Genomic DNA, 24150 nt, shown 5'->3' on the forward strand with positions numbered 1-24150 from the left:
GATCGCGCGCCTATATAACGGCGTGAACCAACGCCTTTTGGAGCGTCAATCATGCACACGACGACTTTCCCCGTGACGCATAGCGAAGCTGAGTGGCGCAAGATCTTGACGCCCGAGCAGTTTCATATCATGCGCGAGCATGGCACGGAGGCGCCGGGAAGCTGCGCCCTCAATCATGAGAAACGCGCCGGGACGTTCGTCTGCGCCGGATGCGAGCAAAAACTCTTCGCCTCCAATGGCAAATTCGAGAGCGGCACCGGCTGGCCGAGTTTTAACGATCCGATCGAGGGGGCGGTCGAGACCTCAGAGGATCGCAACTACGGCATGCGCCGCGTGGAAGTGCATTGCAGCCGCTGCGGCAGCCACCTCGGACATGTATTCCCCGATGGTCCGCCGCCGACCGGCCTTCGCTATTGCATCAACGGCGTCGCGATGAATTTTTTGGCGGACGACTGAACCCGAACAGGGCGGCGTCAGGAGCGACGCAATACGGATCAGCGAGTCTACATTCAAAATATACGGCGTCGGCGCTCAAGGCTTTAAGGAACGCGGTAGGTATAAGAAATTGGAGAAAGATTTTCTTCTTCCGGCCGCCAATTTTCCACGACAAATGTGTCGCCTCCAAAAGCTTCATCGCCTTTCAAAGCGACCGAATAAACTATAAACAAGTGCATATTAGCAAACGTTTTTGCATGTAAAACCTCATTTCGTGTCAGTATTATTGAGGCGCCGTTTAAGCATGTCCCCTTAACTTCTACTCGAAGGGGTGCCTCGTCGTTTCTACTGCATTCGAGATCATATGGATTGGAATCAGAAGTATCGTCTACCGTATACCCGCTTTCTTTATAGTAAGATTTCGCAATTGCCATCGCATGTCGTTCGATCGCGCGCCTTTGCGCTGGCGTTGTTCGAAATCCCTGTCTCCCGAGAGCCGTTTCTTCCGCCGCGTCTTCCAAAGTCGCGCCGCTCGCGACGGCGTTTGCTCCCGCGTAATTGTTTACGTAATCAATTGCCCGCGCCATCCAGCCCTGACCCATGGCGGGATCAGGAGCGCCTCCGGGCTGTAGTGTATAGCGAACGTTCGCCGTTCCCATCCCCCCATTCTGTTCCGCGCCTGGGACACGGTGAGTGCGCTGAGCTGAAGGCAATAGAACGCTGTTTTCAATTTTAGTCTGACAATTGTAAGAAATGTCTGAGAAAGGGCGAGGTATCGACTCACGAAAAAGCTTCGCGTCGCTATACCATCCGACAATCCACTGGCCTCCTGTATGAGGCTGTGTTGCAACGAATATTATCAGCGCATGGTCAACATATTCGTTGTTTGGATTGTTGCAGTCGACACGGTCCAAATTGACTTGGCCATCAGGGCCTGGCCCTCGGAAATATCCCAATAAGCGCCCCGACATTGGAAAGAAATTATACGCTTCAGATCCTATTTGATCGACGTTGTATTCGCCGCCGCCAACCGGTCGTTCATTTTTGATGCCGCTATAATATTCCATCCACCCGATGCGCGCAAACACGACAGACATGATTTTAAGGCTCCAGCTCGTGACGCCGAAAATAAATCTTCAGTCAAATTGAGGGCGAAACTCTTCCGAGCATCAGTGAAAACCACTGACGAGGGTCAGTCAAGGCGCTCAAGGAATATACACCGCCTCGATGACCTTGAGCTGCTCGCCCATGGGATCGGCCTCCATGCGCACGACCTCGGCCATCAGCTTGTCGCGAAATTTATAGGCGCGGCGCCAGCCGTCCTCGCTCGTCGGCGGCCAGGGCGTGAAGGTTTTCTTGTCGACCATCAAGGCTTCGCAGCGAAGCCGCGGTCCGGTGATGTTGCGGGCTATGATGTACATTTTGGGAGTCCTTGGCGCGAGTCCTTGCGGCATGGCCTGAAGGCGGCGGGCTCATGCGTCGAAAAATGGCCTCGATCTCGAAAAAATCTTAATCTCGCCGCGTCTCCCGGTAAATGCGATTTTGCGCCGCTCCGCACGTATCGATTTAGCGCCGGGTCTGGTTCCGTTCGGAACGAAACGCCCTCACTGATAAGTTCGAGGATGGCGCCGCCCGAAAACAGGTTTCCACTTTCGGGCGTCATGCGCTAAGTGGCGGTATAGCCAAACCCCTCCCAATCAGCGGATGATCCTTATGGCGGCTTTGATCGACGGCCCGCGCCTGGCGGCGAAATCGCGTAAGACGAAACAGCTCGTCGTGTTCCTGCATGGCTATGGCGCCGACGGCACGGACCTGATCGCCATCGCCAAGCAGTGGCAGCCCTTTATGCCTGATACGGCCTTCGTTTCGCCCAATGCGCCGGACCCTTGCGTGCAGGCTCCGGGCGGGCGGCAATGGTTTCCTTTGACGATGCGCGATCCCGAGGAGCGCTGGGTCGGCGTCAACAAGGCGGCGCCCGTGCTCAACGGCTTTCTCGATGCGGAACTGGAGCGTCATGGCCTCGATGATTCGAAGCTGGCTCTCGTCGGCTTCAGCCAGGGGACCATGCTCGCGCTCCATGTCGGGCTTCGTCGCGCCAAAGCGCCCGCGGGCGTCGTCGGCTATTCCGGCGCGCTCGTCGGGCCGGAGCATCTTGCGGAAGCAAGCGCCCGCAAGGGTGGAGGCAGGTCACCCGCGATTCTTCTGGTGCATGGCAGCGAGGATGATGTGATTTCGCCAGAAGCGCTGTTTCTTGGCGCCGAGGCGCTGGCGCAAGCCGAAATTCCGTGCCAATGGCATTTCTCGGCCGGGCTCGGACATGGCATTGACGCCGCCGGGCTGACGCACGGCGGCCTGTTCCTGGCGAACCGCTTCAATCTGAAGCTGCCTGACGGAGTCAAGGCTCGAACGTAGAAACCGGCGCGATGCCAACGGGCTCCGGCGCGGGCGCGAACTGCGGCCGGGAGTCCTGCACGCGGCGCAGGCTCGGGATCGGACGATAAAGCTGCTTGGTCGCTTCGACGATCAAAACGCCGGCGCCGGGAAGGCCGAAAAACCCGCCGATGCGCTCGAACATAATCCCGGAGCGCAGCAGCGTGCGATGTTTGAACGGCGGCACATAAAGCGCTTCTGACCAATGCGTCGGCGAAAACAGCGTTTCGCGCATCAGATCGCGCAATTGGCTGCGCGAGAATGGCTGGCCATGCCCGAAGGGCGTACTGTCAAGACGCGCCCAGAGGCCTGAGCGGCTTGGCGCAATGACGAGAATGCGCCCGCCGGGGGTCAGGATGCGCCAGAGCTCGGCGAGCAGATCGCGCGGATGTTCGGTGATCTCGAGCCCATGGATCAGGATCGCCCGGTCGATCGAGGAATCCGGCAAGGGCATCGTCGTCGTCTCGACCAGCGCGGAGGCCGAATAGCCGGAAGACGGCCAGTTGATCACTCCTTGCTGCGCCGGCATGAAAGCCAGCACGCGCACCGCCTCCTCGCGGAAAACGCCGAGATAGGGCGTCGCATAGCCAACGCCGAGAATCGAATAGCCGGTGCAATTGGAAAAGCGATGACGCACGATGCGTCCGATCAGCCGCCGCGCAACCTCACCGGCCGGCGAATCGTAGAAAGAGCGAAGATCGACGACGTCGAGCGACATCTGGGGCTGGCTTCATTTGGAGCTTTGGCGCGGCTTAAGATAAAGCCGATATGCGTATTAAGATTTTGCGTCGAAACAGAAAAATGGAAAGCGCGATCGGCCCGATTTCGCGCGATTTGGATGTGCCGAACCTGTCCTGCGATCATCGGCCGTTAAGGTTCGAAAAGAAAGCCCGGCGGCGCGGGGTTTCACGCCGGGCGTCGGCGTGGCAAAATCAGGCGTCGAACAGGAAAGAAAACGATGGCGCCTCATATTTATCAGTTCATGTGCCTCAAGGACAATTTCGGAGTGCTCGTCCATGACCCCGAAACGCGGTCGACCGTTGCGATCGACGCGCCTGAGGCGGCGCCAATTCTCGCGGCGCTCGCTGCCCGCGAGTGGACGTTGACCGACATTCTGTTGACGCATCATCACGCCGACCATGTGCAGGGCGTCGGCGCCCTCAAAGCCGCCTTTCCGCGCGCGCGGGTCGCCGGCCCGCGCAAGGAGGCCGCGAAGATTGGCGGCCTCGATCAGGAAGTCGGCGAAGGCGACACGGTCAGGATCGGAGCCTTGGAGGGGCGTGTGATCGAGGTTCCGGGCCATACCAGCGGTCACGTCGCTTATTGGTTCGAGGAAGCCGACATCGTTTTTGTCGGCGACACTCTCTTCGCGATGGGCTGCGGGCGGGCATTCGAGGAGCCGCCGCAGGTGCTGTTTCATTCGCTGATGAAACTTGCCGCCCTGCCGGGAGAGACCGAGGTTTATTGCGGTCATGAATATACGCTGGCCAATGCGAAATTTGCGCTGGGCGTTGATTCCGCCAATGAGATTCTGCGAGAGCGCGCCGCGGAGGTCGCCGCTTTGCGCGCGGCGGGCAAATATACTCTGCCGACAACGATCGCGATCGAACTCGCCACCAACCCGTTTTTGCGGGCGGAAGAGCCCGAGGTTCAGGCGGCTGTCGGCATGCCCGGCGCCGACCCGGCCGCGGTCTTCGCGGAATTGCGCGACCGCAAGAACCGCGCCTGAACGCGATGGCGGAAGATTCAATCGCCAGCGCGAGTGCGGAAGATGTTATTCGCCTGCTGGATTTGAGCCCGCATCCAGAAGGCGGCTTCTACCGCGAGACTTTTCGCGATCCTGCGACGAATGAGGCAGGCCGCGCCGCCTCCACGGCGATCTATTTTCTACTCGCGGCGGGGCAGATCTCGCATTGGCACCGGGTCGATGCGGCCGAGAGCTGGCATTTTTACGCTGGCGCGCCGCTCACGATCAGCGTTTCGCAAACGGGCGAGGATTTGAGCCGGCATCTGCTCGGCCCCGATCTCTTCAAAGGGGAGAGCCCGCAATTCATCGTTCCGGCGCATTGGTGGCAGAGCGCGACAAGTCTTGGGGCCTGGACGCTCGTTGGCTGCGGCGTCGCTCCGGGGTTTGAATTCGCGCATTTCGAAATCGCGCCGCCGGGGTGGGGGCCGCGTTCAGTAGCCCGATAAAGCGCTTTCCGATCGAATGGAGTCATTCGATCGATCAGACATCGCGCCAGATTCAAAAGCTTGAGCATATTCTTGCCGATCAGATCGACCGATCTGATCGGAATATGCTCTAGAGCAGCTTCCCTGAAATCACGCGCCGGGCAAAACCTCACTCTTTCGGCGTCATGCTCTCGATTCGTTTTTGCATTTCCTCGAGCTGACGCCTCATCTCGTCGATGTCGTTTTTCGTCGTGGCCTCCGGCTCCGCCTTGGGCGGGGTCGTCTCGGCGGGCGCAAGCGGCGCGACGAAGGGGCTGAACATGGCGAGCGCCTGATTGAACAACGCCATGTTCTTGCGGGCGGTTTCCTCGAGAGAGCCAAAGCTTGGCCCGATGCCCTGCGCGCCGAAGCCGCCGGCGACCTTGTCGCGGAACTTGCCTTGTTCGCTCGTCAATTTGTCGATCGAGAATTCGAGATAGCTTGGCACGAGCATCTGCATGCTGTCGCCATAGAAGCGGATAAGCTGGCGCAAAAAAGCGATCGGCAGAAGGCTCTGGCCGCCTTTGCCTTCCTGTTCAAAAATAATCTGCGTCAAAACCGATCGCGTGATGTCCTCACTGCTTTTGGCGTCGAAGACGACGAAATCTTCGCCCTTTTTGACCATGCCGGCGAGGTCTTCGAGGGTCACATAGGCGCTGGTTCCGGTATTATAGAGGCGCCGGTTTGCGTATTTCTTGATCGTGATCGGCTGCTTGTCATTCGCCATGGTCAGTCGCCCGCCTTCGGAAGTCGCTTTGGGAACCGTCTGCATCGCCGCGCCTCGATGATCATTCGATCTCGGTATGAATTTTATTCCACAAGCATCGATCCCAAATCAAAGCGTCCTGGTCAAGTCTCAATCCCCGCAACGGAATGTCTGACGCCGCTTCGCTGGCGTCTCCAACTTTGCCGCGGGCCGTCTCAACCTCTCCCCGCCAGCCAGAGAGGGTGTAGGATATTCCTATTATTTCAAAGCGAGAACTATTTTTCGAAGGCGATTTTTTCCTCCCTTTTTTTGCGAGCCCACTATAATCCGGTCCCGACGGCGCTCAGTTGTCGTGTTATCTTACCCGGCAAGAGCCAGGGAGCATGCGCTCCTCAACGGCCGGACCACGGAGGATGCCCAATGTCTGATATTGTTATCGTGAGCGCAGCGCGTACGGCTGTCGGCTCCTTCAACGGAGCCTTCGCCTCAGTTCCAGCGCATGAACTCGGCGCCGCCGCGATCAAAGGCGTGCTTGAACGCGCGAAGGTAGAGCCGTCCGAAGTCGATGAAGTGATTTTGGGTCAGGTGCTCACCGCGGGCCAGGGGCAGAATCCCGCGCGGCAGGCGGCGATGAAGGCGGGCGTTCCGCAGGAAAAGACCGCCTTCGGCCTTAATCAGGTTTGCGGCTCAGGGCTGCGCGCCGTGGCTCTCGGGATGCAGCAGATCGCCAGCGGCGACGCCACTATCATTGTCGCCGGCGGTCAGGAGAGCATGTCGCAGGCGCAGCACAGCGCCTATCTGCGCTCCGGCGTCAAAATGGGCGATCTTAAATTTGTCGATACGATGCTCAGCGAAGGCCTGACCGACGCCTTCAATCGCTATCACATGGGTCAGACGGCGGAAAACGTCGCGGCCAAATGGCAATTGACCCGCGACGAACAGGACCGTTTCGCCGTCGCATCGCAGAACAAGGCGGAGGCCGCGCAAAAGGCCGGCAAGTTCGACGAGGAAATCCTCCCCTTCACGATCAGCGGCAAGAAGGGAGACGTCATCGTCGACAAGGATGAATTCATCCGTCACGGCGCGACGCTCGACGCGCTCGCCAAGCTGCGCCCCGCCTTCACCAAGGAAGGCACCGTAACGGCGGGCAATGCATCGGGCATCAATGACGGCGCCGCCGCGGTCGTGCTGATGAGCGCTCACGAGGCCGCCCGGCGTGGGCTCGAGCCGCTGGCGCGCATCGTTTCCTGGGCGACCGCGGGCGTCGATCCGACAATCATGGGTACGGGACCTATTCCAGCCTCGCGCAAGGCGCTCGAAAAGGCCGGCTGGAAAATCCAGGATCTCGATCTGATTGAAGCCAATGAGGCCTTCGCGGCGCAGGCGCTCGCCGTCGCCAAGGACCTCGCCCTCGATCCGGCGCGGGTCAATGTCAACGGCGGCGCGATCGCGATCGGCCATCCGATCGGCGCTTCCGGCGCCCGGGTGCTGGTCACGCTGCTGCATGAATTGCGCCGTCGCGACGCCAAGAAGGGGCTGGCGACGCTGTGCATCGGCGGCGGCATGGGCATCGCGCTGACGGTCGAGCGCTGATCGCACAACCGTCGGGATTACGCCGGCGGCTGCGGGGCAGGGCTAAAATCGGGGCGTTTTTCACTGCGCGCGAGTTGCGGAAAACGCCGCCAGAACGGGTCGATTGAAACTTGGTCGGATCAGTTTAAGGCGCTGCCCCGCCGGAGTGCGTTGCGCGTGGTGGAGTGCGCTACATCAATGGGCCCGAACTGCTTTCGCGATAGGAATCAGTTCGCACATCGAAAACATCGAAAGCGCGTCTCGCCGGGTAAGGCGCGCTTCAACAAGCCTCAAGGCTGAACTGGGGAGATGAAAATGGCGCGAGTGGCGGTAGTGAGCGGCGGCACGCGGGGAATCGGGGCCGCCGTCAGCAAGGCTTTGAAGGCGGCCGGCTATCAGGTCGCGGCAACCTACGCCGGAAACGATGCCGTCGCCGCCAAATTCAAGGCGGAGACAGGCATTCCTGTCTATAAATGGGACGTGTCCAACTACAAGGAATGCGCGGAGGGGCTGAAGAAAGTCGAAGCGGACGTCGGCCCCGTCGAGATCCTCGTCAACAATGCCGGAATCACGCGCGACACCCCGTTCCACAAAATGACGCCCGAGCAATGGTACGAGGTGATCAACACCAATCTGAACTCGCTCTTCAACATGACGCGTCCCGTCATCGAGGGCATGCGCGAACGCGGATTTGGCCGTATCGTCAATATTTCCTCGATCAATGGCCAAAAAGGTCAGTTCGGTCAGACGAACTACTCCGCCGCGAAATCGGGCGATCTTGGCTTTACCAAGGCCCTCGCTCAGGAAAGCGCCGGCAAGGGGATCACGGTCAACGCCATCTGTCCTGGCTATATCGCGACGGATATGGTCAAGGCGGTGCCGAAAGAGGTTCTGGAAAAGTCGATCCTGTCGCAGATCCCGGTGCGCCGGCTCGGCGAACCGGAAGAAGTCGCAAGATGCGTCGTCTTTCTTGTCGCCGATGACGCCGGTTTCATCACCGGTTCGACGCTGACCGCCAATGGCGGCCAGTATATGATCTGAACGGCCGACTCTCGAGTCTGCCGCGCGCCCGGCGAAAGCCCGGAGGGGCTTGAGGGAGATGATTGGTCCCTCAAGCTTTTGCGATGTAGAGGCGCGTTAGCGGCGGCGCTCAAACGTAGAGCTTGCCGCCGCCTTCGAGAAACTCGGCGCTCTTGCCGGCCATTCCTTTTTCGCGCTCCTCGATCGCCGCGACCTCGTCGCGAATATCCTGCGTGATCTTCATCGAGCAGAACTGCGGCCCGCACATCGAGCAGAAATGCGCTGTCTTATGCGCGTCCTTCGGCAGCGTCTCGTCATGGAACAGCCGCGCGGTTTCAGGGTCCAGCCCCAGGTTGAACTGATCCTGCCAGCGGAAATCAAAGCGCGCGCGCGAAACCGCGTCATCGCGCAGCTGTGCGGCCGGATGACCCTTGGCGAGATCGCCGGCATGGGCCGCGATGCGATAGGTGATGACGCCGGTCTTGACATCGTCGCGATCGGGCAGGCCGAGATGCTCCTTCGGGGTCACGTAACAGAGCATGGCGCAGCCGAACCAGCCGATCATGGCGGCGCCGATGCCGGAGGTAATATGATCATAGCCGGGCGCGATGTCCGTCGTCAGCGGCCCGAGCGTATAGAAGGGCGCCTCATGACATTCCTTGAGCTGCTTTTCCATATTGATCTTGATCTTGTGCATCGGCACATGGCCGGGGCCTTCGATCATCACCTGACAGCCTTTCTCCCAGGCGATCTTGGTCAGTTCGCCGAGCGTCTCGAGTTCGGCGAACTGCGCCCTGTCGTTGGCGTCGGCGATTGAGCCCGGACGCAGCCCGTCGCCGAGCGAGAACGATACGTCATAGGCGCGCATGACGTCGCAGATTTCGTCGAAACGCTCATAAAGGAAGCTCTCCTTGTGATGAGCAAGGCACCAGCGCGCCATGATCGAGCCGCCGCGCGAGACGATGCCGGTCGTGCGCCGCGCCGTCAGCGGAATGTAACCGAGCCGCACCCCGGCATGGATGGTGAAATAATCGACGCCCTGCTCGGCCTGTTCGATCAGCGTGTCGCGGAAAATTTCGAAGGTGAGCTTGGTCGGATCGCCGTCGACTTTTTCGAGCGCCTGATAGATCGGAACAGTGCCGATCGGCACTGGCGAATTGCGCATGATCCAGTCGCGGATATTGTGGATGTTGCGCCCTGTCGAGAGGTCCATCACGGTGTCGGCGCCCCAGCGGATCGCCCACACCATTTTCTCAACCTCTTCGGCGACGGAGGAGGTCACCGCCGAATTGCCGATATTGGCGTTGACCTTCACGAGGAAATTGCGGCCGATGATCATCGGCTCGAGTTCGGAATGGTTGATGTTGGCCGGGATGATGGCGCGCCCGCGCGCGATTTCGTCGCGCACGAATTCGGGCGTTATGAAAGCGGGGATCGAAGCGCCGAAGCTTTCGCCGTCATTGAGCCGCGCCTCGGCGCCCTCCACCATATGTTCGCGGCCGAGGTTTTCGCGCGCCGCGACGTAGATCATCTCCTCGGTGATGATCCCCGCGCGCGCAAATTCATATTGCGTGACGAGCGCGCCGTCGCGCGCCTTGCGCGGCGACGTATTGGCCGGGCAGGGCGGAACGAGCCGGTCGGGAGAGACGACGCCATTGTCCTCGGGGCGCACTTCGCGGCCTGAGTAGAACTCCAGTCCTTGTCGCTTGGCGATCCAGGATTCGCGGACGCGCGGCAGGCCCGCCGACAGATTGATCTGCGGATCGTCTTCCGAATAGGGGCCCGAGGCGTCGTAGACGCGGACAGGCGGCTCCTTGGCGGAAGGGTCAAGCGCGATCTCACGCAGCGGCACGGCGATATCGGCGCGCCCCGCCGGCCGCGCATAGATTTTCCTGGAGCCCGGCAGCGGACCCGAGGTCACGGATTGCGGCGCGAGATTTTGTGGCTTGTCGTGAATATTCATCTGTTCCTCCGCTCATTGTTTGACATTAGGGCAGGAGGCGGGTGCGGCGGGCATGGAGCGAATCGTGTCGATGCTTCAGCCGACTTGCCGGTCCCTGCGCTGGCATTATCCAGATTCAGGTTCTATGGGTGTGATCTCAGCCGCCGTCTCCAGCAGCACCCCAGGGCGAATGCTCAGCGTAGCGCGCCACGCCGGATTGAGCAAGCGGGCGCGAACTTTATGCGCGCCGCCGCATGGCGAACAGATCGGCCACGCCGCCCGTCTCCAGTGTTGCCGCTAAAGCACTGACTGTCTGAAAACAAAATCTCGGAGACTGAAGAGATGCGCAATGAATTGCGCCGATTCACGAAATATCACATCTTTCAATGATCAATAAAAATTGACCAAAGCTTGAAACGCGGCGGCGAACGGATCATTCAAGTCAATTCCTGAGCAGGGGCGCGGCTATGAATATTTTCCATCACGTACAGCGTCGCTGCTTGCTTCTGTATTTCTCCATAATCCTGACGGCCGGATTGGCCGGTTCGGCGGCCGCTCAGAGCGTGGACGGGTTGCCCGCGCCTCCTGGCCAGATCATCGTCGGGCCAGTGTTCATCCGGGGCGACGGCTCAGTGCCCTCGATCATCAACGGCGCTCAAGCCAACGCCTATCTGGGCCAAACTCACGAGCCTTTTTCCTTTCTCGATTCCGCGCCGGCTGTTGTCGTGCGGACCTCGACGCCCACACAATATGTGCGTTTCTATTCGCCCGAAGGCGCCAAGGCCACGGGCAACGCGGGCGCCAGCACCGCGCTCGGGAGCTTTCTCGCCGGCTCAAATACGGTGCGCGGGTTGACCCCGGCGCAGATCAAGGACGCGCTGGCGCTGCCCTGGCTGCCCGAGGACGTGACCATCGTGACGATCCCCGCGGGAACCTGCATCCTCGTCGGGACAGGCGGCCCGGTCCTCGGACATTTTCCTGGAGTGCCAGGCCGGAGCGGCTATCCTGCGGGCCCCTGGGGGAAGGGCGGCCCGGCGCAGGAATATCTGATCGGCACGAGCGCGAACCCCGGATGCGAGGGCGCGCAACGCCTGTCGCCGTCCGACTATGTCAACCAGCAGCCCGTCGGCGCTTACGCCCTGGCCTATACGCCGCGCGCAGGCGGGGGCAACGCCGGCGCCGTCGCGAACGCTCTTGATCACGCGATGCTGCCGCCATTGTTCAGCGACATGGACTCGATCTACAACGCGCTCGATCTCCTGAATGTTGGCGATCCGACGCCCCTGCGCCTGGCGTTGACGCAACTCGATGGCGAGATCTACGCCGATGCGCCATCGGTTGCGATCAACGTCGGCCAGATGTTCCTCGACGTTTTGCACGATCAGACGCATTTGGCGCGCAGCCTCACGGGCCTCAACAACGGTAGCGGGTTGCGGCCCTGGATGAGCAGCTTCGGCGGCGGCGGCGCTTTGTTCGGCGGCAATGACGTTCATGGATTGGGCTATGGCGGCGGCGGCGGCGCGGTCGGCGTGGACTATGTTTTCAACCCGTCGTTGCAGGCCGGCGTCGCGGCGGCCTACGTCCGCAGCGCCTTCAACACCAGCGGTATTTCCGGCAGCGGCAGCCTCGACAGCTTCGCCCTGGGAACTTACGCCGGCTATGCGGCCGGGAATATTTATATCGATGGGGCGCTCGGCTATTCCTACAACAGCGCGGCGGCGAACCGCACTATCGCCTTTCCTGGCGTGTCGCGCGAGGCCTTCGCCAATTGGGCGGCCAGCGCCTTCCTGTCCCGGGTTGAGGCCGGTTATCATTTCGCCCTTGTTGATCGCGCGACGATCACGCCCTTCGCGTCGATGCAAGGCATCGTCGTCGGACAGGACGGCTTCGGCGAAAGCGGCGCCGGCGCGATCAGCTTGCGTGTCAACGCCGCCACCACGGCTTCCGCGCTGGGCGTTCTCGGGACGGAGTTCGCCTATGACATCCCGGTGAACTCTGTCGCCTTGAATGTCGCGGCGCGCGTCGGATGGGCGCATGATTATGCCGATACCCACCGTGGCGTCGTCGCCGGCTTTCAGGGCCTGTCGGACGCGAGTTTCGCGGTCGCCGGGGTCAACGCGCCGCGAGACGCCGCGGCGGTCGGCCTCCGCTTGACGCTGCCGTGGCAGCCAGGGGATCTCTTCATCCGCTACGATGGCATCCTCGCCAGCAAGGCCTCCATCAACAGCGCAACGGCGGGTCTACGCGTGTCGTTTTGAAATGTGACGTCAACTCCGGCGCGTGGCTGCCGTTTGAGCGTCCTTTATGGCTTGCAGGGGTTCTGCGTGGTTGTTCGGTTGGCTAAAATCGGCTGTGTTGGCGCCGTCGCGCTGTTCATCGCCCTCGTCGCTTTCGGCAATGTCACGGATTACGGGACGAATTTCGCCTATGTCGCGCATGTGCTCGATATGGATGGGATTCCCGGCGGCTCGATGATCGGCTGGCGCGCGCTTGCCTCGCCGGCGCTGCACCATGCGGCCTATCTTGCGATCATCGCGACGGAGATCGCCATCACTGCGCTGATGGGCGTTGGCCTGTTGTCGATGATTGGCGCCCGCAAGGCCGAGGGACAGGCGTTTGCGCGTGCAAAAGGCCCCGCGATCATAGGGCTTGCGCTTGGCTTCCTGCTGTTTGAGGGCGGCTTCGTGGCCATTGGCGGCGAATGGTTCGGCATGTGGCGTTCGCCCCTTGGCGCCGAGGCGCTGCCGAGCGCTTTCCGCATCGCCATCACAATGCTCGGCGTGTTGATTTTCATCGCGATGAGGGATGAGGATCTGGGGTGAGGCCAACAGGAGGAGGCGACATGAGCGATGATTTTTGCCGGTGCGGTCGAGGACATGAATGGGGCCTCAGCCGTCGCAAAAGCTTTTCGGCGCTGCTTGGCGCGGGCCTTGCGGGCGCTCTGTTCAGCGCGCCGCAGCACGCCTCGGCGGGAGCGACAAAGACGCCTCCCCTGCCTGAAGACGAAGGCTTCATGCGCATCGCCATCGCGGAAGCGGCGAAAGGCGATTTTCCCTTTGGCGCGGCCATCGTCAGCGACGGAAAGGTGATTGCCACAGGCCGCAATCTTGGCAAAACGAATGATGATCCGACGGCGCATGCCGAGATGGTCGCGATGCGCAGCCTGATTGCCGAGCGCCGCGAGAGCGTGCTGAAGAAAGGCGCGACGCTCTATGCCTCCGGCGAGCCCTGTCCGATGTGCATGGGCGCAATTCTCTGGTGCGGGATCGGGCGGATCGTCTTCGCCGCCTCGATCGAGCAATTGTCGCAAAAGATCGGGCAGATCATGGTGACGAGCGAGCAATTGGCCAAGGCGGCGCCCTTCGCCAATATCGCCATCACAGGCGGCGTGCTGGCGGCGGAGTCGATCGCGCTGTTTGGGTGAGGAGACGATATTGCGTTGAAGCCAAACCCGGTCGTAAATTCAAATCGCTTCGCTAAACACCACAGCCGCCGCCTCCGCTACGCCCAACCCCACAAACTCCCCCGGCGCGAGACTAACAGGCAACTCCAGCCCACCAACGCGATCGCGATGCAGCGCCACAACATGATTGCCTACCGCCGCGAACATGCGGCGGACTTGGTGATAGCGCCCTTCGGTCACGGTCACATAGGCGCTTGTCGGCGAGATAACTTCCAGCGTCGCAGGCAATAGCGGCTTCTCTTCGCCTTCCAGCATCAAACGTCCAGAGGCGAAAATCCCGGCCTCATCGCCGCGCAGGGAAGATTCGAGCGTGGCGAGATAGCGCTTTGGCACATGGTTTTTCGGCGAGATGATCTTGTGTAGGAGCGCGCCGTCGTCGGTGATGAGCAACAGGCCGGACGTCTCCTTGTCGAGACGGCCGACGGTCGAGAGCGGCGGCTCACGCAGACGATAGCGCGGCGGCAGCAGGTCGTAGACGAGCGGCCCGGCTTCCTTGTGCGAACAGGTGACGCCACAGGGCTTGTTAAGCATCAGCGCCAACCCCGGCGGCGGATCGAGCTTTTCGCCGTTGACGCTCATGCGCTCGGACAAATCCGGCGTCAGCGCAATGCGGAGCGAGCCATCGTCCACCACCGATCCATCCAGCCTGACGCGCTTTGCGCGGAGCAACTGTTGCGCCTGGCTGCGCGTGCCATAGCCGAGATTGGCGAGCAGCCTGTCGAGCCGCAGGGACGCGCTCATTTCTGCGCTTCGAAAATCTTGTAGGCTCCCGTTTCGACCTTCATGGCGACATGCCGGAACAAGGGTTTCAACGCGGCCTCATAGGGCAGATGCCGGTTGGCGACGAGATAGAGCGCGCCCCCCTTGCGCAGCATTTTCGCCGCGCGAAGGATGAATGCTTTGCCGAGGTTTTGATCTTCCGCGCCGCCATCGTGGAAAGGCGGGTTCATGACGATAAAGTCGAGGTCTTTGAGGTCGGCGTCCTCGCGCCGGGCGTCGGCCCAGAAGAAACGCGCACGGGGATCCTGGATATTGCGGCGCGCCGCCTCGATCGCGCGGCGGTCGATGTCGATCAGCGATATTTCGGCGAGTTTCGGCGAGGCGAGCGCGGCGATGGAGAGATAGCCGACGCCGCAGCCAAGATCCGCGCCGCGGCCTGAAAGGGCGGGCAGGTTCGCGGCCAGTAGCGCGCTGCCGGGATCGATCCGGTTCCAGCTGAAGACGCCGGGCTGCGACCAGAGGCCGAGCTCTTCGATGCGCTGCAAAGCGCCTTCCGCGACGGCGTCCTCGATCCCTTTCAGGACGGCCGGACGCCCGCAGACGCAAACGCGATGATGACGTTTTGAGCTTTCGTCCACCACGCAGCCGAAGGCGCGCAATTCCGCGGCGATGCGCGAGCCGCCCTTGTCTTTGGGGGCCAGCGCGGTCAGCAACGCCCCTTGCCGTAGAGCACGCAATGCAAGGGCGAGCGCGCGGCGGCGCTCCACTGTGCCGGGGGGGCCTAGCATGGTCATTCCGGCAAGCGTCTCCGGCGCTTGCGTATCGAGCACTGCCGCGCCCGGAACGAGCGGCGAGAACTGGATGGCGCGGGGAGGGGCGGCGGCCAGTTCGACTGGCGGCGCGCCATAGACGCCGCATTGTTCGGATTCGGACGGGCGCTCGCTTCCCGGCCGCGGCGGCAAAACATCGCTCAAAGGCGCCGCGGCGTCACTCGCCATCGGTCTCGGGGGCGCTTTCCCCGGCGACGCCGGCGGCTTTGTCGGCGTCGGCTTTCTCTTTTTCCTTTTCCGCTTTGCGCGCGGCGGCCTTTTCCGCGGTTTTCGCGGCCTTGGCCTTTTCGCGCTCCCTGCGTTCAAAATCATAGTTCGGTTTGCGCGCCATTTTATGCTCCAAAAGAATAATTCTGCTCCAGAAGGACAAGGCCCTCTCGGTTTGCGGTGGATGAAAACGATTCGCTATTCAGCCGCTTTTACGCTGGCGGGAGGCCGTCGCTCCAGCACTTCGCGCAAAAACTGGCCTGTATAACTCTTTTTTGTTTTGGCGATTGTCTCAGGCGTTCCTTCGGCGACGATCTCGCCGCCGCCGTCGCCGCCTTCAGGGCCAAGGTCGATCACCCAGTCGGAGGTTTTGACGACTTCGAGATTATGCTCGATGACGACAATGGTATTGCCCTGATCGACAAGCTCCTGCAGCACCTCCAGCAGCTTGGCGACGTCGTGGAAATGCAGCCCGGTGGTCGGCTCGTCGAGGATATAGAGCGTGCGCCCGGTCGAGCGCTTCGACAATTCCTTGGCGAGTTTTACGCGCTGGGCTTCGCCGCCCGAGAGCGTATTGGCCTGCTGGCCGACCTTGATGTAGCCGAGCCCGACGCGCGCCAGCGTCGCCATTTTCTCGCGGATCGACGGCACCGCCTTGAACAGATCAGCGGCCTCCTCGACGGTCATGTCGAGCACGTCGGCGATCGATTTGTTGCGGTATCTGACGTCCAGCGTCTCGCGATCATAACGCTTGCCCTTGCAGACGTCGCAGGTGACATAAACGTCGGGCAGAAAATGCATCTCGATCTTGATGACGCCGTCGCCCTGGCAGGCCTCGCAGCGCCCGCCCTTGACGTTGAAGGAAAAGCGGCCCGGCTGATAGCCGCGCGCCTTGGCTTCGGGCAGGGCGGCGAACCATTCGCGGATCGGCGTGAAGGCCCCGGTATAGGTCGCGGGGTTCGAGCGCGGCGTGCGGCCGATCGGCGATTGATCGATGTCGATGACCTTGTCGAGATGCTCAAGGCCGTCGATCCGCTCGAAGGGCGCTGGATGCTCGGCCGCGCCGTTCAGCCGGCGCGCGGCGGCCTTATAGAGGGTGTCGATGACAAGGGTCGATTTGCCGCCGCCCGAGACGCCGGTGATGCAGGTGAAGAGCCCGAGCGGAATCGAGGCCGAGACATTTTTCAGATTGTTGCCGCTGGCGTGGATAATGTCGAGCTTGCGCTTGCCGTCCGGCTTGCGGCGATGGCGAAGCGGCGCGACTTCGCGAACGCCGGTGAGATATTGCCCCGTCAGGGAATGGGGATCGGCCATGATCTCCGCCGCCGTCCCCTGGGAGACGATTTCGCCGCCATGAATGCCGGCGCCCGGCCCGACGTCGACGACATGATCGGCGGCGAGGATCGCGTCTTCGTCGTGCTCGACGACGATGACGCTATTGCCGAGATCGCGCAGGCGCCGCAGCGTATCGAGCAGGCGCGCATTGTCGCGCTGATGCAGGCCGATCGAGGGCTCGTCCAGCACATAGAGCACGCCGGTGAGGCCGGAGCCGATCTGGGAGGCGAGGCGGATGCGCTGGCTCTCGCCGCCCGACAGCGTGCCGGCGGCGCGGCCTAACGTCAGATAATCGAGCCCGACGTCGATCAGGAACGACAGTCGCTCGCGGATTTCCTTCAGAATGCGGGCGGCGATCTCGCGCCGCTTCGGGTCGAGCTTCTCCGCGAGCGCGTCGAACCAGGCGGCCGCCGCGCGAACCGAAAAGGAGGTGACCTCGCCGATGTGGAGCCCGTCGATCTTGACCGCCAGCGCCTCCGGCCGCAGCCGCGCGCCAAGGCAGACGCTACAGGGCGTCGCGGTCATATAGCGGCCGATTTCCTCGCGCGACCATTCGCTCTCCGTCTCGCGGTAGCGCCGTTCGAGATTGCGTATGACGCCCTCGAAGGGCTTGTTCGTCTCATGCGAGCGAAAGCCGTCCTCATAGGTAAAGCGCACGCTCTCCTTGCCCGAGCCGTAAAGGATGACGTCCTGGATCTCTTTTGGAAGCGTTTCGAACCGCGCGTCGAGGCGGAATTTGAAATGGCGGGCGAGCGCCTCGAGAGTCTGCATATAATAGGGCGAGCTCGATCGGGCCCAGGGCGCGATGGCGCCCTTGCGCAGCGTCAGCTTCGGATCGGGGACGATCAGATCGGGATCGACGGTCTGTTCGAAGCCGAGGCCGCCGCAATGCGGGCAGGCGCCGAAGGGATTGTTGAAGGAAAACAGCCTCGGCTCGATCTCGGGGATCGTGAAGCCGGAGACCGGGCAGGCGAATTTGGCCGAAAAGGTGATGCGTTTCGGCGCGCCCTTCTCATCCTTTTCGTCGGCATATTCGGCGATGGCGATGCCGTCGGCGAGTTCGAGCGCGGTCTCGAAACTCTCCGAAAGACGCGGCGTGATGTCCGGCCGCACCGAGATCCGGTCGACCACGACGTCGATGTCGTGTTTGAACTTTTTGTCGAGCGCCGGCGCGTCGGCGATTTCGTAGAACTCGCCGTCGATTTTCAGGCGCTGAAAGCCGCGCTTCATGAAATCGGCGATTTCCTTGCGGTATTCGCCTTTGCGGCCGCGAACGACAGGCGCCAGCAGATAGAGCCTCGTGCGTTCAGGCAGAGCGATGACGCGATCGACCATCTGGCTCACGGTCTGGCTTTCGATCGGCAGACCTGTCGCAGGAGAGTAGGGAACGCCGACCCGTGCATAGAGAAGCCGCATATAGTCGTAGATTTCGGTGACGGTGCCGACCGTCGAGCGCGGGTTCTTGGAGGTGGTTTTCTGCTCGATCGAGATTGCCGGAGAGAGGCCGTCGATCTGGTCGACGTCCGGCTTTTGCATCATCTCCAGGAACTGCCGCGCATAGGCCGACAGCGATTCGACGTATCGGCGCTGGCCCTCCGCATAAATCGTGTCGAACGCCAGCGATGATTTGCCCGAGCCGGAAAGCCCCGTGAAAACGACGAGCTTGTCGCGCGGAATGGTCAGATCGACATTCTTGAGATTGTGCTCGCGCGCGCCGCGGATGACGATGGTGCGGCCGTCGAAGGCGCGCACGGCCGGCACAGACGCCGCCGCGCGCTTCGGGGCGGCCTTCGGCTCAGCTTTGGGCGAGGCCGATGCCGCCTTGCGGCCGGCGGACGGCTTTTGTGTCTTCATTGATCCGTCTGGCTTTGAGTGATCGAAGCGTCAGGACGCGGCCACGGCTCGATTTGGCCCGCCCTCCGCATGTCTTTGCTGTCCCTAATTTAGCGAGCTTCGCGCAATTTGCCATTGCATTTTGGGCGAATCCTGAAAGCCTGCCTGCTGAAGAGCGCGCGACGCTGGTGACGGCGGCGGCCCCGCGCGGGCAAAAAACAAAAAAAAACGTGGTCCGGCCGCGGGCGGGACCACGGACAGCTTTGGAAGCGGACTCCAATGGTCGCGATTTCGGCAAGCTCCCCCGCTGGCGCTGCGGCGAAGCCTTTCTACAAAATTCTTTATGTTCAGGTTCTGATCGGGATCGTGCTCGGCGCTCTGTTCGGATGGCTCCTGCCCGAATATGCGACCAACGCCTGGGTCAAGGCGCTCGGCGACGGCTTCGTCAAGCTGATCAAAATGCTCATCGCGCCGATCATCTTCTGCACGGTCGTCTCCGGCATCGCGCATATATCGGATGCGCGAAAAGTCGGCAGGGTCGGCGTCAAGGCTCTCGTCTATTTTGAGATTGTATCGTCTTTCGCGCTCGTCTTCGGCCTCGTCTTCGGCAATCTGCTGCGGCCGGGCGCGGGCTTTACGGGACATGGCGACGCCGCCGCGGTCGCGGGCTTCGAGAAACAGGCCGGAGCGCATCATGCGGTCGATTTCGTGCTCGACATCATTCCAGACAGCGTTGTCGGCGCCTTCGCCAAGGGCGATGTGCTCCAGGTGCTGCTTTTTGCGATCCTGTTCGGATTCGCCCTGATGGCGCTCGGCCAGCGCGGAAAGACCATCCTGTCTTTGGTCGACGATCTGGCGCACGCGGTTTTCGGCGTCATCAATATCGTCATGAAGGCGGCGCCTATCGGCGCTTTTGGCGCCATGGCCTTCACCGTCGGCAAATACGGCGCGCATTCGCTCGGCAATCTTCTTGGCCTTGTCGCGACCTTCTATTTGACGTCGGCCCTGTTCATTATCCTGATCCTTGGCTCGATCGCCCGGATCGCCGGCTTCAATATTTTCAAATTCCTGAATTATATCAAATCCGAGCTTCTGATCGTGCTCGGCACGAGCTCATCGGAAAGCGCTTTGCCGGCGCTGATGGAGAAGCTTGAGCGTCTCGGCTGCTCGAAGCCGGTCGTCGGCCTCGTCGTGCCGACCGGCTATTCCTTCAATCTCGACGGCACCAATATCTATATGACATTGGCGACCCTGTTCATCGCGCAGGCGCTCAGCGTCGACCTGAGTTTTAGCCAGCAGATGACCATTCTCATCGTCGCCATGCTGACCTCAAAGGGCGCGAGCGGCGTCACGGGGGCTGGCTTCATTACGCTGGCCGGCACGCTTGCCGTGGTCGATCCGGCGCTTGTTCCGGGTATGGCGATCGTGCTTGGCGTCGACAAATTCATGAGCGAATGCCGCGCCTTGACCAATATCATCGGCAATGGCGTTGCAACCGTCGTCATTTCATGGTCGGAAGGCGAACTTGATCGCGCCAAGCTCAAGGCCGCGCTCGACCGCAAGGTCGACGTGTCCGACGTTCGCGCCGGCGTCTCGACGGGCTGAGATTTCCGTCTTCGGCGCTTGCCGCCGCGAGCGTCGGCTGCTAGAACATACATAGAACATAGGCGCGGTGGTGGACAAGCCGCGCGCGGTGCCGCTAACTGCATTGAGTGATCGGATCAGCCGAGTTTTTTGCAAACGTTTCCAGGGAGCATAAAGAATGGCGGGGAGCGTCAATAAGGTAATTCTCGTCGGTAATCTCGGCCGCGATCCGGAAACGCGGCGGATGAATTCCGGCGACGCGGTGGTAAGTTTCAGCCTGGCGACGACGGAGTCCTGGCGCGACAAGGCGACCGGCGAGCGCAAGGATCGCACTGAGTGGCATAACATCGTGATCTTCAACGAGAATCTCGGGAAAATCGCGGAGCAGTATTGCAAAAAGGGCTCGAAAGTTTATCTCGAGGGTCAACTGCAGACGCGCGAGTATACCGATAAGGAAGGCAACCAGCGCAAGACGACGGAAGTCGTGCTGCAAAGATTTCGCGGCGAACTGACTCTGCTCGATAGCCGCGGCCGAGGCGATTCGGAGGCTGACCGCGGCGGATTTGAGGACGCGAGTTCGAGTTTCGGCCGGTCGTCGCCGATGGAGCGCGTGCCCGATCGCCGTCCCGCCACTGCGGGCGCTGGCCGCACCGCCGACATCATCGACGACGATATTCCATTCTAGAGGATATTCCGATCAGATCGGTTCGATACGATCGACGCGAATATGCTCAAGCTTTTGAATCTGGAGCGATTTCTGATCGATCGAATGACTCCATTCGATCGGAAAGTGGTTAGGCGTTCTGCGAATGTAGTCGCCATGAAGGCTGCCCGGCCTGTCGCCGTGCGGTCGGGCCTTTGTGTGCAATCTCTGGTTTTGCTCGGTTTTCGCCGCGTAAAGCTGGCGTTTTGGCGCGTGGGCCTCTAATATTGGGCCTTGAACTCATTTTTGGATTAGCTTTCATTGGCCGATACTGACGACACCGGACCGGCTGCCCCCGGATCCGACATCAGACCCGTTTCCATCTCTGACGAGATGCGCCGCAGCTATCTCGATTATGCGATGAGCGTGATCGTCAGCCGGGCCTTGCCCGACGTGCGAGACGGTCTGAAGCCGGTGCACCGGCGCATTTTGTTCTCGATGAACGAGAACAACCACACGCCCGACCGTCCTTACGTCAAATGCGCGCGTATCGTCGGCGACGTCATGGGTAAATATCATCCGCACGGCGACTCGGCGATCTATGATGCGCTGGTGCGCATGGCGCAATCCTTTTCGATGCGTCTGCCTCTCATCGACGGCCAGGGTAATTTCGGCTCGGTCGACGGCGATCCGGCGGCGGCGATGCGCTACACCGAATCGCGCCTCGCGCGTCCGGCCATGGCGCTGCTCGAAGACATCGATTCCGATACCGTCGATTTTCAGCCGAATTACGATGGCAAGGAACATGAGCCGGTCGTGCTGCCGGCGCGCTTTCCGAACCTTCTCGTCAATGGCGCGGGCGGCATCGCCGTCGGCATGGCGACGAACATCCCGCCGCATAATCTGGGCGAGGTGATCGACGCGGTGATCGCGCTGATCGAGCAGCCCGAACTCACGATCGAAGAGCTGATCGCCTATGTGCCGGGGCCGGATTTCCCGACCGGCGGCGCCATTCTCGGCCGCGCCGGCGTCCAGTCCGCCTATCTTACCGGACGCGGATCGATCCTGACGCGGGCGAAGGTCGAGGTCGAGGTTTTGCGCAAGGAGCGCGAGGCGCTGATCGTCACCGAGATCCCTTATCAGGTGAACAAGGCGACCCTGATCGAGAAGATCGCGGAACTCGTGCGCGACAAGCGCGTCGAGGGCATTTCTGATCTGCGCGATGAATCCGACCGCGACGGCATGCGCATCGTCATCGAACTGAAGCGCGACGCCGTCGCCGACGTTGTTTTGAACCAGCTCTGGCGCTTCACCGCGCTGCAGTCGAGCTTTCCGTGCAACATGATCGCCTTGAATGGCGGCCGTCCGGAAATGCTGACGCTCAAGGATTTCCTGACCGCCTTTATCGATTTCCGCGAAGAGGTCGTCACACGGCGCACAAAGCACCTGCTGGCCAAGGCGCGCGACGCCGCCCATCTCCAGGTCGGCCTCGCCATCGCGGTCGCCAATATCGATGAAGTCATTCGGCTGATCCGCACCTCGGCGGACGCCGGCGCGGCGCGCGAGGCTTTGATGGCCCGCACCTGGCCGGCGCACGACATGGCGCCGCTGATCCTGCTCATCGCCGATCCGCGCCATATCGTGTCGGAGGACGGCCATTGCCGTCTCTCGGAGGCGCAGGCGCGCGCCATTCTGGAATTGCGCCTGCAGCGGCTGACGGCGCTGGGACGCGAGGAAATCGCCGAAGCGCTGAACAAGCTCGCCGTCGAAATCGCCGACTATCTCGAAATCCTGCATTCGCGCGAGCGCCTCTTTGGCATCATCAAGGATGAGATGCTGGCGGTCAAAGGCGCCCATGCAACGCCGCGCCGCACCATCATTCTCGACAGCGCGCCCGGCGTCGAGGATGAGGATCTGATCCAGCGCGAGGATATGGTCGTCACCGTCTCGCATCTTGGCTACATCAAGCGCGTGCCGCTGGCGACCTATCGCGCGCAAAGACGCGGCGGCAAAGGTCGCGCCGCCATGCAGACGAAGGACGAGGATTTCGTCGCAAGGCTGTTCGTCGGCTCGACCCATACGCCGGTGCTTTTCTTTTCGTCGCGCGGACAGGTCTATAAGGAAAAAATCTGGCGGCTGCCTTTGTCGGCTCCGCAGGCGCGCGGCAAGGCGCTCGTCAACATCCTGCCGCTCGAGCAGCGCGAACGCATTACGACCATCATGCCTTTGCCGGAAGACGAGGCCGCCTGGGCGACGCTCGACGTCGTATTCGCAACGACGCGCGGCACGGTGAGGCGCAACAAGCTGTCCGATTTCGCGCAGGTCAATCGCGCCGGCAAGATCGCCATGCGGCTCGACGAGGGCGAAGAAATCGTCGACGTGCAGATCTGCTCGGAAGACGCCGACGTGCTCCTCACCACCGCGAAAGGCCAGTGCATCCGCTTCCCGGTCACCGACGTCAGGGTGTTCAAGGGGCGGGATTCGATGGGCGTGCGCGGCATCTTGCTGGGTGAGGGCGACCGCGTGATATCGCTGGCGATTTTACGCCATATCGAGGCTGACAGCGGCGAGCGCATCGCTTATCTCAAAATGCGGCGCGCCGTCGCCGGCGAGGCCACGATCGAGGGCAATGCGGAGGCCGCGGCGGAGGAAGCCGGCGCCGAGGAGGCGCCTGCCTTGAGCCTCAGCCCCGAGCGCTACGCGCGGATGTCGGCAGACGAACAAATCATTCTGACGCTGTCCTCCAATGGTTTCGGCAAGCGCACCTCGTCTTATGAATACCGGATCACCGGGCGCGGCGGCAAAGGCATCGTCGCCATGGCGGTCAACCAGCGCAATGGCCAGCTCATCGCCTCAATGCCGGTCGAAGACGGCGACGAGATCATGCTGGTGACTAACGGCGGCCAGTTGATCCGTTGTCCTGTCGATGGCATCCGCGTCGCGGGGCGCGGCACGCAAGGCGTCATCGTCTTCAACACCGGCGCAGACGAACAGGTCGTGTCGGTCGAGCGGATCAGCGAGGAAGACGCCGCCCGGACCGAGGCGGATGAAGAACCGCCGGCGGCGCAGCCGGACGACGACGCTTAGCGCCCGACGGCTTTGGACGGAATCGCGCCGCGATTCCATTCAAAGTTTCTCATTAAGAGGCTAATGCAAGCTGCAGCTTTTCGGCGTCATGCTCTAGCCTCGGATGATCGCGCCGCGCTGTTTCGACGCCAG

General features: G+C 61.6%; 21 protein-coding genes and 1 riboswitch. Of the genes, 12 read left to right on the forward strand and 9 right to left on the reverse strand.

Annotation, left to right across the window (positions count from 1 at the left end):
* Positions 1 to 51: 51 nt before the first annotated feature.
* Entirely contained in the window at positions 52 to 456 is a 405-nt protein-coding gene (msrB, locus tag MPC4_RS07135) for a peptide-methionine (R)-S-oxide reductase MsrB (RefSeq protein ID WP_174511911.1), read from the forward strand.
* Between the two features lie 83 nt (positions 457 to 539).
* Here the strand turns inward: msrB and MPC4_RS07140 are convergent, their stop codons facing one another.
* Together MPC4_RS07140 and MPC4_RS07145 are read right to left on the reverse strand one after the other, a co-directional pair.
* Positions 540 to 1532 (reverse strand): protein NO VEIN domain-containing protein, encoded by a 993-nt coding sequence (locus MPC4_RS07140; RefSeq protein WP_174511912.1) that lies wholly within the window; start codon positions 1530 to 1532, stop codon positions 540 to 542.
* 108 nt (positions 1533 to 1640) lie between these two features.
* Entirely contained in the window at positions 1641 to 1856 is a 216-nt protein-coding gene (locus MPC4_RS07145; protein WP_134491522.1) for a hypothetical protein, read from the reverse strand.
* A gap of 292 nt (positions 1857 to 2148) precedes the next feature.
* Between MPC4_RS07145 and MPC4_RS07150 the strand changes: the two genes are divergently transcribed.
* Positions 2149 to 2847 carry an alpha/beta hydrolase gene (locus tag MPC4_RS07150; protein WP_174511913.1) on the forward strand — a complete coding sequence of 233 codons (699 nt, stop codon included), beginning with the start codon at positions 2149 to 2151 and terminating at the stop codon, positions 2845 to 2847.
* Here MPC4_RS07150 and MPC4_RS07155 read toward each other — a convergent pair.
* Positions 2831 to 3583, reverse strand: coding sequence for a class I SAM-dependent methyltransferase (locus MPC4_RS07155; protein ID WP_174511914.1), 753 nt, complete (start codon positions 3581 to 3583; stop codon positions 2831 to 2833). The genes MPC4_RS07150 and MPC4_RS07155 overlap by 17 nt on opposite strands.
* A 240-nt stretch (positions 3584 to 3823) precedes the next feature.
* Here MPC4_RS07155 and gloB point away from each other — a divergent pair, with 240 nt between their 5' ends.
* Both gloB and MPC4_RS07165 read left to right on the forward strand, forming a co-directional pair.
* Entirely contained in the window at positions 3824 to 4594 is a 771-nt protein-coding gene (gene gloB / locus MPC4_RS07160) for a hydroxyacylglutathione hydrolase (protein ID WP_174511915.1), read from the forward strand.
* A 5-nt stretch (positions 4595 to 4599) separates the two neighbouring features.
* Positions 4600 to 5058, forward strand: coding sequence for a cupin domain-containing protein (locus MPC4_RS07165; protein ID WP_174511916.1), 459 nt, complete (start codon positions 4600 to 4602; stop codon positions 5056 to 5058).
* A 148-nt stretch (positions 5059 to 5206) separates the two neighbouring features.
* Here MPC4_RS07165 and phaR read toward each other — a convergent pair whose 3' ends face one another.
* Positions 5207 to 5803, reverse strand: a complete 597-nt coding sequence (gene phaR, locus MPC4_RS07170) for a polyhydroxyalkanoate synthesis repressor PhaR (RefSeq protein WP_134491532.1) — start codon at positions 5801 to 5803, stop codon at positions 5207 to 5209.
* A 399-nt stretch (positions 5804 to 6202) separates the two neighbouring features.
* On the opposite strand from phaR, the gene MPC4_RS07175 reads away from it, so the two are divergent.
* Both MPC4_RS07175 and phbB read left to right on the forward strand, forming a co-directional pair.
* Positions 6203 to 7375: an acetyl-CoA C-acetyltransferase gene (locus tag MPC4_RS07175; protein ID WP_174511917.1), complete on the forward strand. Its 1173-nt coding sequence runs from the start codon at positions 6203 to 6205 to the stop codon at positions 7373 to 7375.
* A gap of 294 nt (positions 7376 to 7669) precedes the next feature.
* On the forward strand, positions 7670 to 8395 hold the full coding sequence (gene phbB, locus MPC4_RS07180; RefSeq protein ID WP_174511918.1) for a beta-ketoacyl-ACP reductase: 726 nt from the start codon (positions 7670 to 7672) through the stop codon (positions 8393 to 8395).
* Between the two features lie 109 nt (positions 8396 to 8504).
* Here phbB and thiC read toward each other — a convergent pair whose 3' ends face one another.
* Positions 8505 to 10337: a phosphomethylpyrimidine synthase ThiC gene (thiC, locus tag MPC4_RS07185; RefSeq protein WP_174511919.1), complete on the reverse strand. Its 1833-nt coding sequence runs from the start codon at positions 10335 to 10337 to the stop codon at positions 8505 to 8507.
* A 73-nt stretch (positions 10338 to 10410) separates the two neighbouring features.
* A riboswitch (TPP riboswitch) is annotated at positions 10411 to 10510 on the reverse strand.
* Positions 10511 to 10879: 369 nt separating this feature from the next.
* Here thiC and MPC4_RS07190 point away from each other — a divergent pair.
* The 3 genes from MPC4_RS07190 (at position 10880) to MPC4_RS07200 (ending at position 13740) form a co-directional block, all read left to right on the forward strand.
* Positions 10880 to 12574, forward strand: a complete 1695-nt coding sequence (locus tag MPC4_RS07190; RefSeq protein ID WP_174511920.1) for an autotransporter outer membrane beta-barrel domain-containing protein — start codon at positions 10880 to 10882, stop codon at positions 12572 to 12574.
* Between the two features lie 66 nt (positions 12575 to 12640).
* Complete coding sequence (locus tag MPC4_RS07195; protein ID WP_174511921.1) at positions 12641 to 13138, forward strand: DUF2165 family protein; 498 nt, start codon at positions 12641 to 12643, stop codon at positions 13136 to 13138.
* A gap of 20 nt (positions 13139 to 13158) precedes the next feature.
* Positions 13159 to 13740, forward strand: coding sequence for a nucleoside deaminase (locus tag MPC4_RS07200; protein WP_244628893.1), 582 nt, complete (start codon positions 13159 to 13161; stop codon positions 13738 to 13740).
* A gap of 39 nt (positions 13741 to 13779) precedes the next feature.
* Here the strand turns inward: MPC4_RS07200 and MPC4_RS07205 are convergent, their stop codons facing one another.
* The 4 genes from MPC4_RS07205 to uvrA all read right to left on the reverse strand — a co-directional run bounded on the left by MPC4_RS07205 (position 13780) and on the right by uvrA (position 18725).
* A complete protein-coding gene (locus tag MPC4_RS07205) occupies positions 13780 to 14520 on the reverse strand; it encodes a pseudouridine synthase (protein ID WP_174511922.1) in 741 nt (246 codons plus the stop codon).
* Complete coding sequence (locus tag MPC4_RS07210) at positions 14517 to 15497, reverse strand: class I SAM-dependent methyltransferase (RefSeq protein WP_174511923.1); 981 nt, start codon at positions 15495 to 15497, stop codon at positions 14517 to 14519. Before MPC4_RS07210 ends, MPC4_RS07205 begins: the two co-directional genes overlap by 4 nt.
* Positions 15487 to 15660 (reverse strand): hypothetical protein, encoded by a 174-nt coding sequence (locus MPC4_RS07215; RefSeq protein WP_174511924.1) that lies wholly within the window; start codon positions 15658 to 15660, stop codon positions 15487 to 15489. Before MPC4_RS07215 ends, MPC4_RS07210 begins: the two co-directional genes overlap by 11 nt.
* 74 nt (positions 15661 to 15734) lie before the next feature.
* Positions 15735 to 18725, reverse strand: coding sequence for an excinuclease ABC subunit UvrA (gene uvrA / locus MPC4_RS07220; RefSeq protein ID WP_174511925.1), 2991 nt, complete (start codon positions 18723 to 18725; stop codon positions 15735 to 15737).
* 258 nt (positions 18726 to 18983) lie between these two features.
* On the opposite strand from uvrA, the gene dctA reads away from it, so the two are divergent.
* From dctA to gyrA, 3 genes are all read left to right on the forward strand, one after another.
* Positions 18984 to 20309, forward strand: coding sequence for a C4-dicarboxylate transporter DctA (gene dctA / locus MPC4_RS07225; protein ID WP_174511926.1), 1326 nt, complete (start codon positions 18984 to 18986; stop codon positions 20307 to 20309).
* A 157-nt stretch (positions 20310 to 20466) separates the two neighbouring features.
* Positions 20467 to 20973 (forward strand): single-stranded DNA-binding protein, encoded by a 507-nt coding sequence (ssb, locus tag MPC4_RS07230; protein WP_174511927.1) that lies wholly within the window; start codon positions 20467 to 20469, stop codon positions 20971 to 20973.
* A 279-nt stretch (positions 20974 to 21252) separates the two neighbouring features.
* Positions 21253 to 24018 (forward strand): DNA gyrase subunit A, encoded by a 2766-nt coding sequence (gene gyrA, locus MPC4_RS07235; RefSeq protein WP_174511928.1) that lies wholly within the window; start codon positions 21253 to 21255, stop codon positions 24016 to 24018.
* The last annotated feature ends 132 nt before the right edge of the window (positions 24019 to 24150 follow it).

Source organism: Methylocella tundrae (genome assembly GCF_901905185.1).
Classification (GTDB): domain Bacteria; phylum Pseudomonadota; class Alphaproteobacteria; order Rhizobiales; family Beijerinckiaceae; genus Methylocapsa; species Methylocapsa tundrae.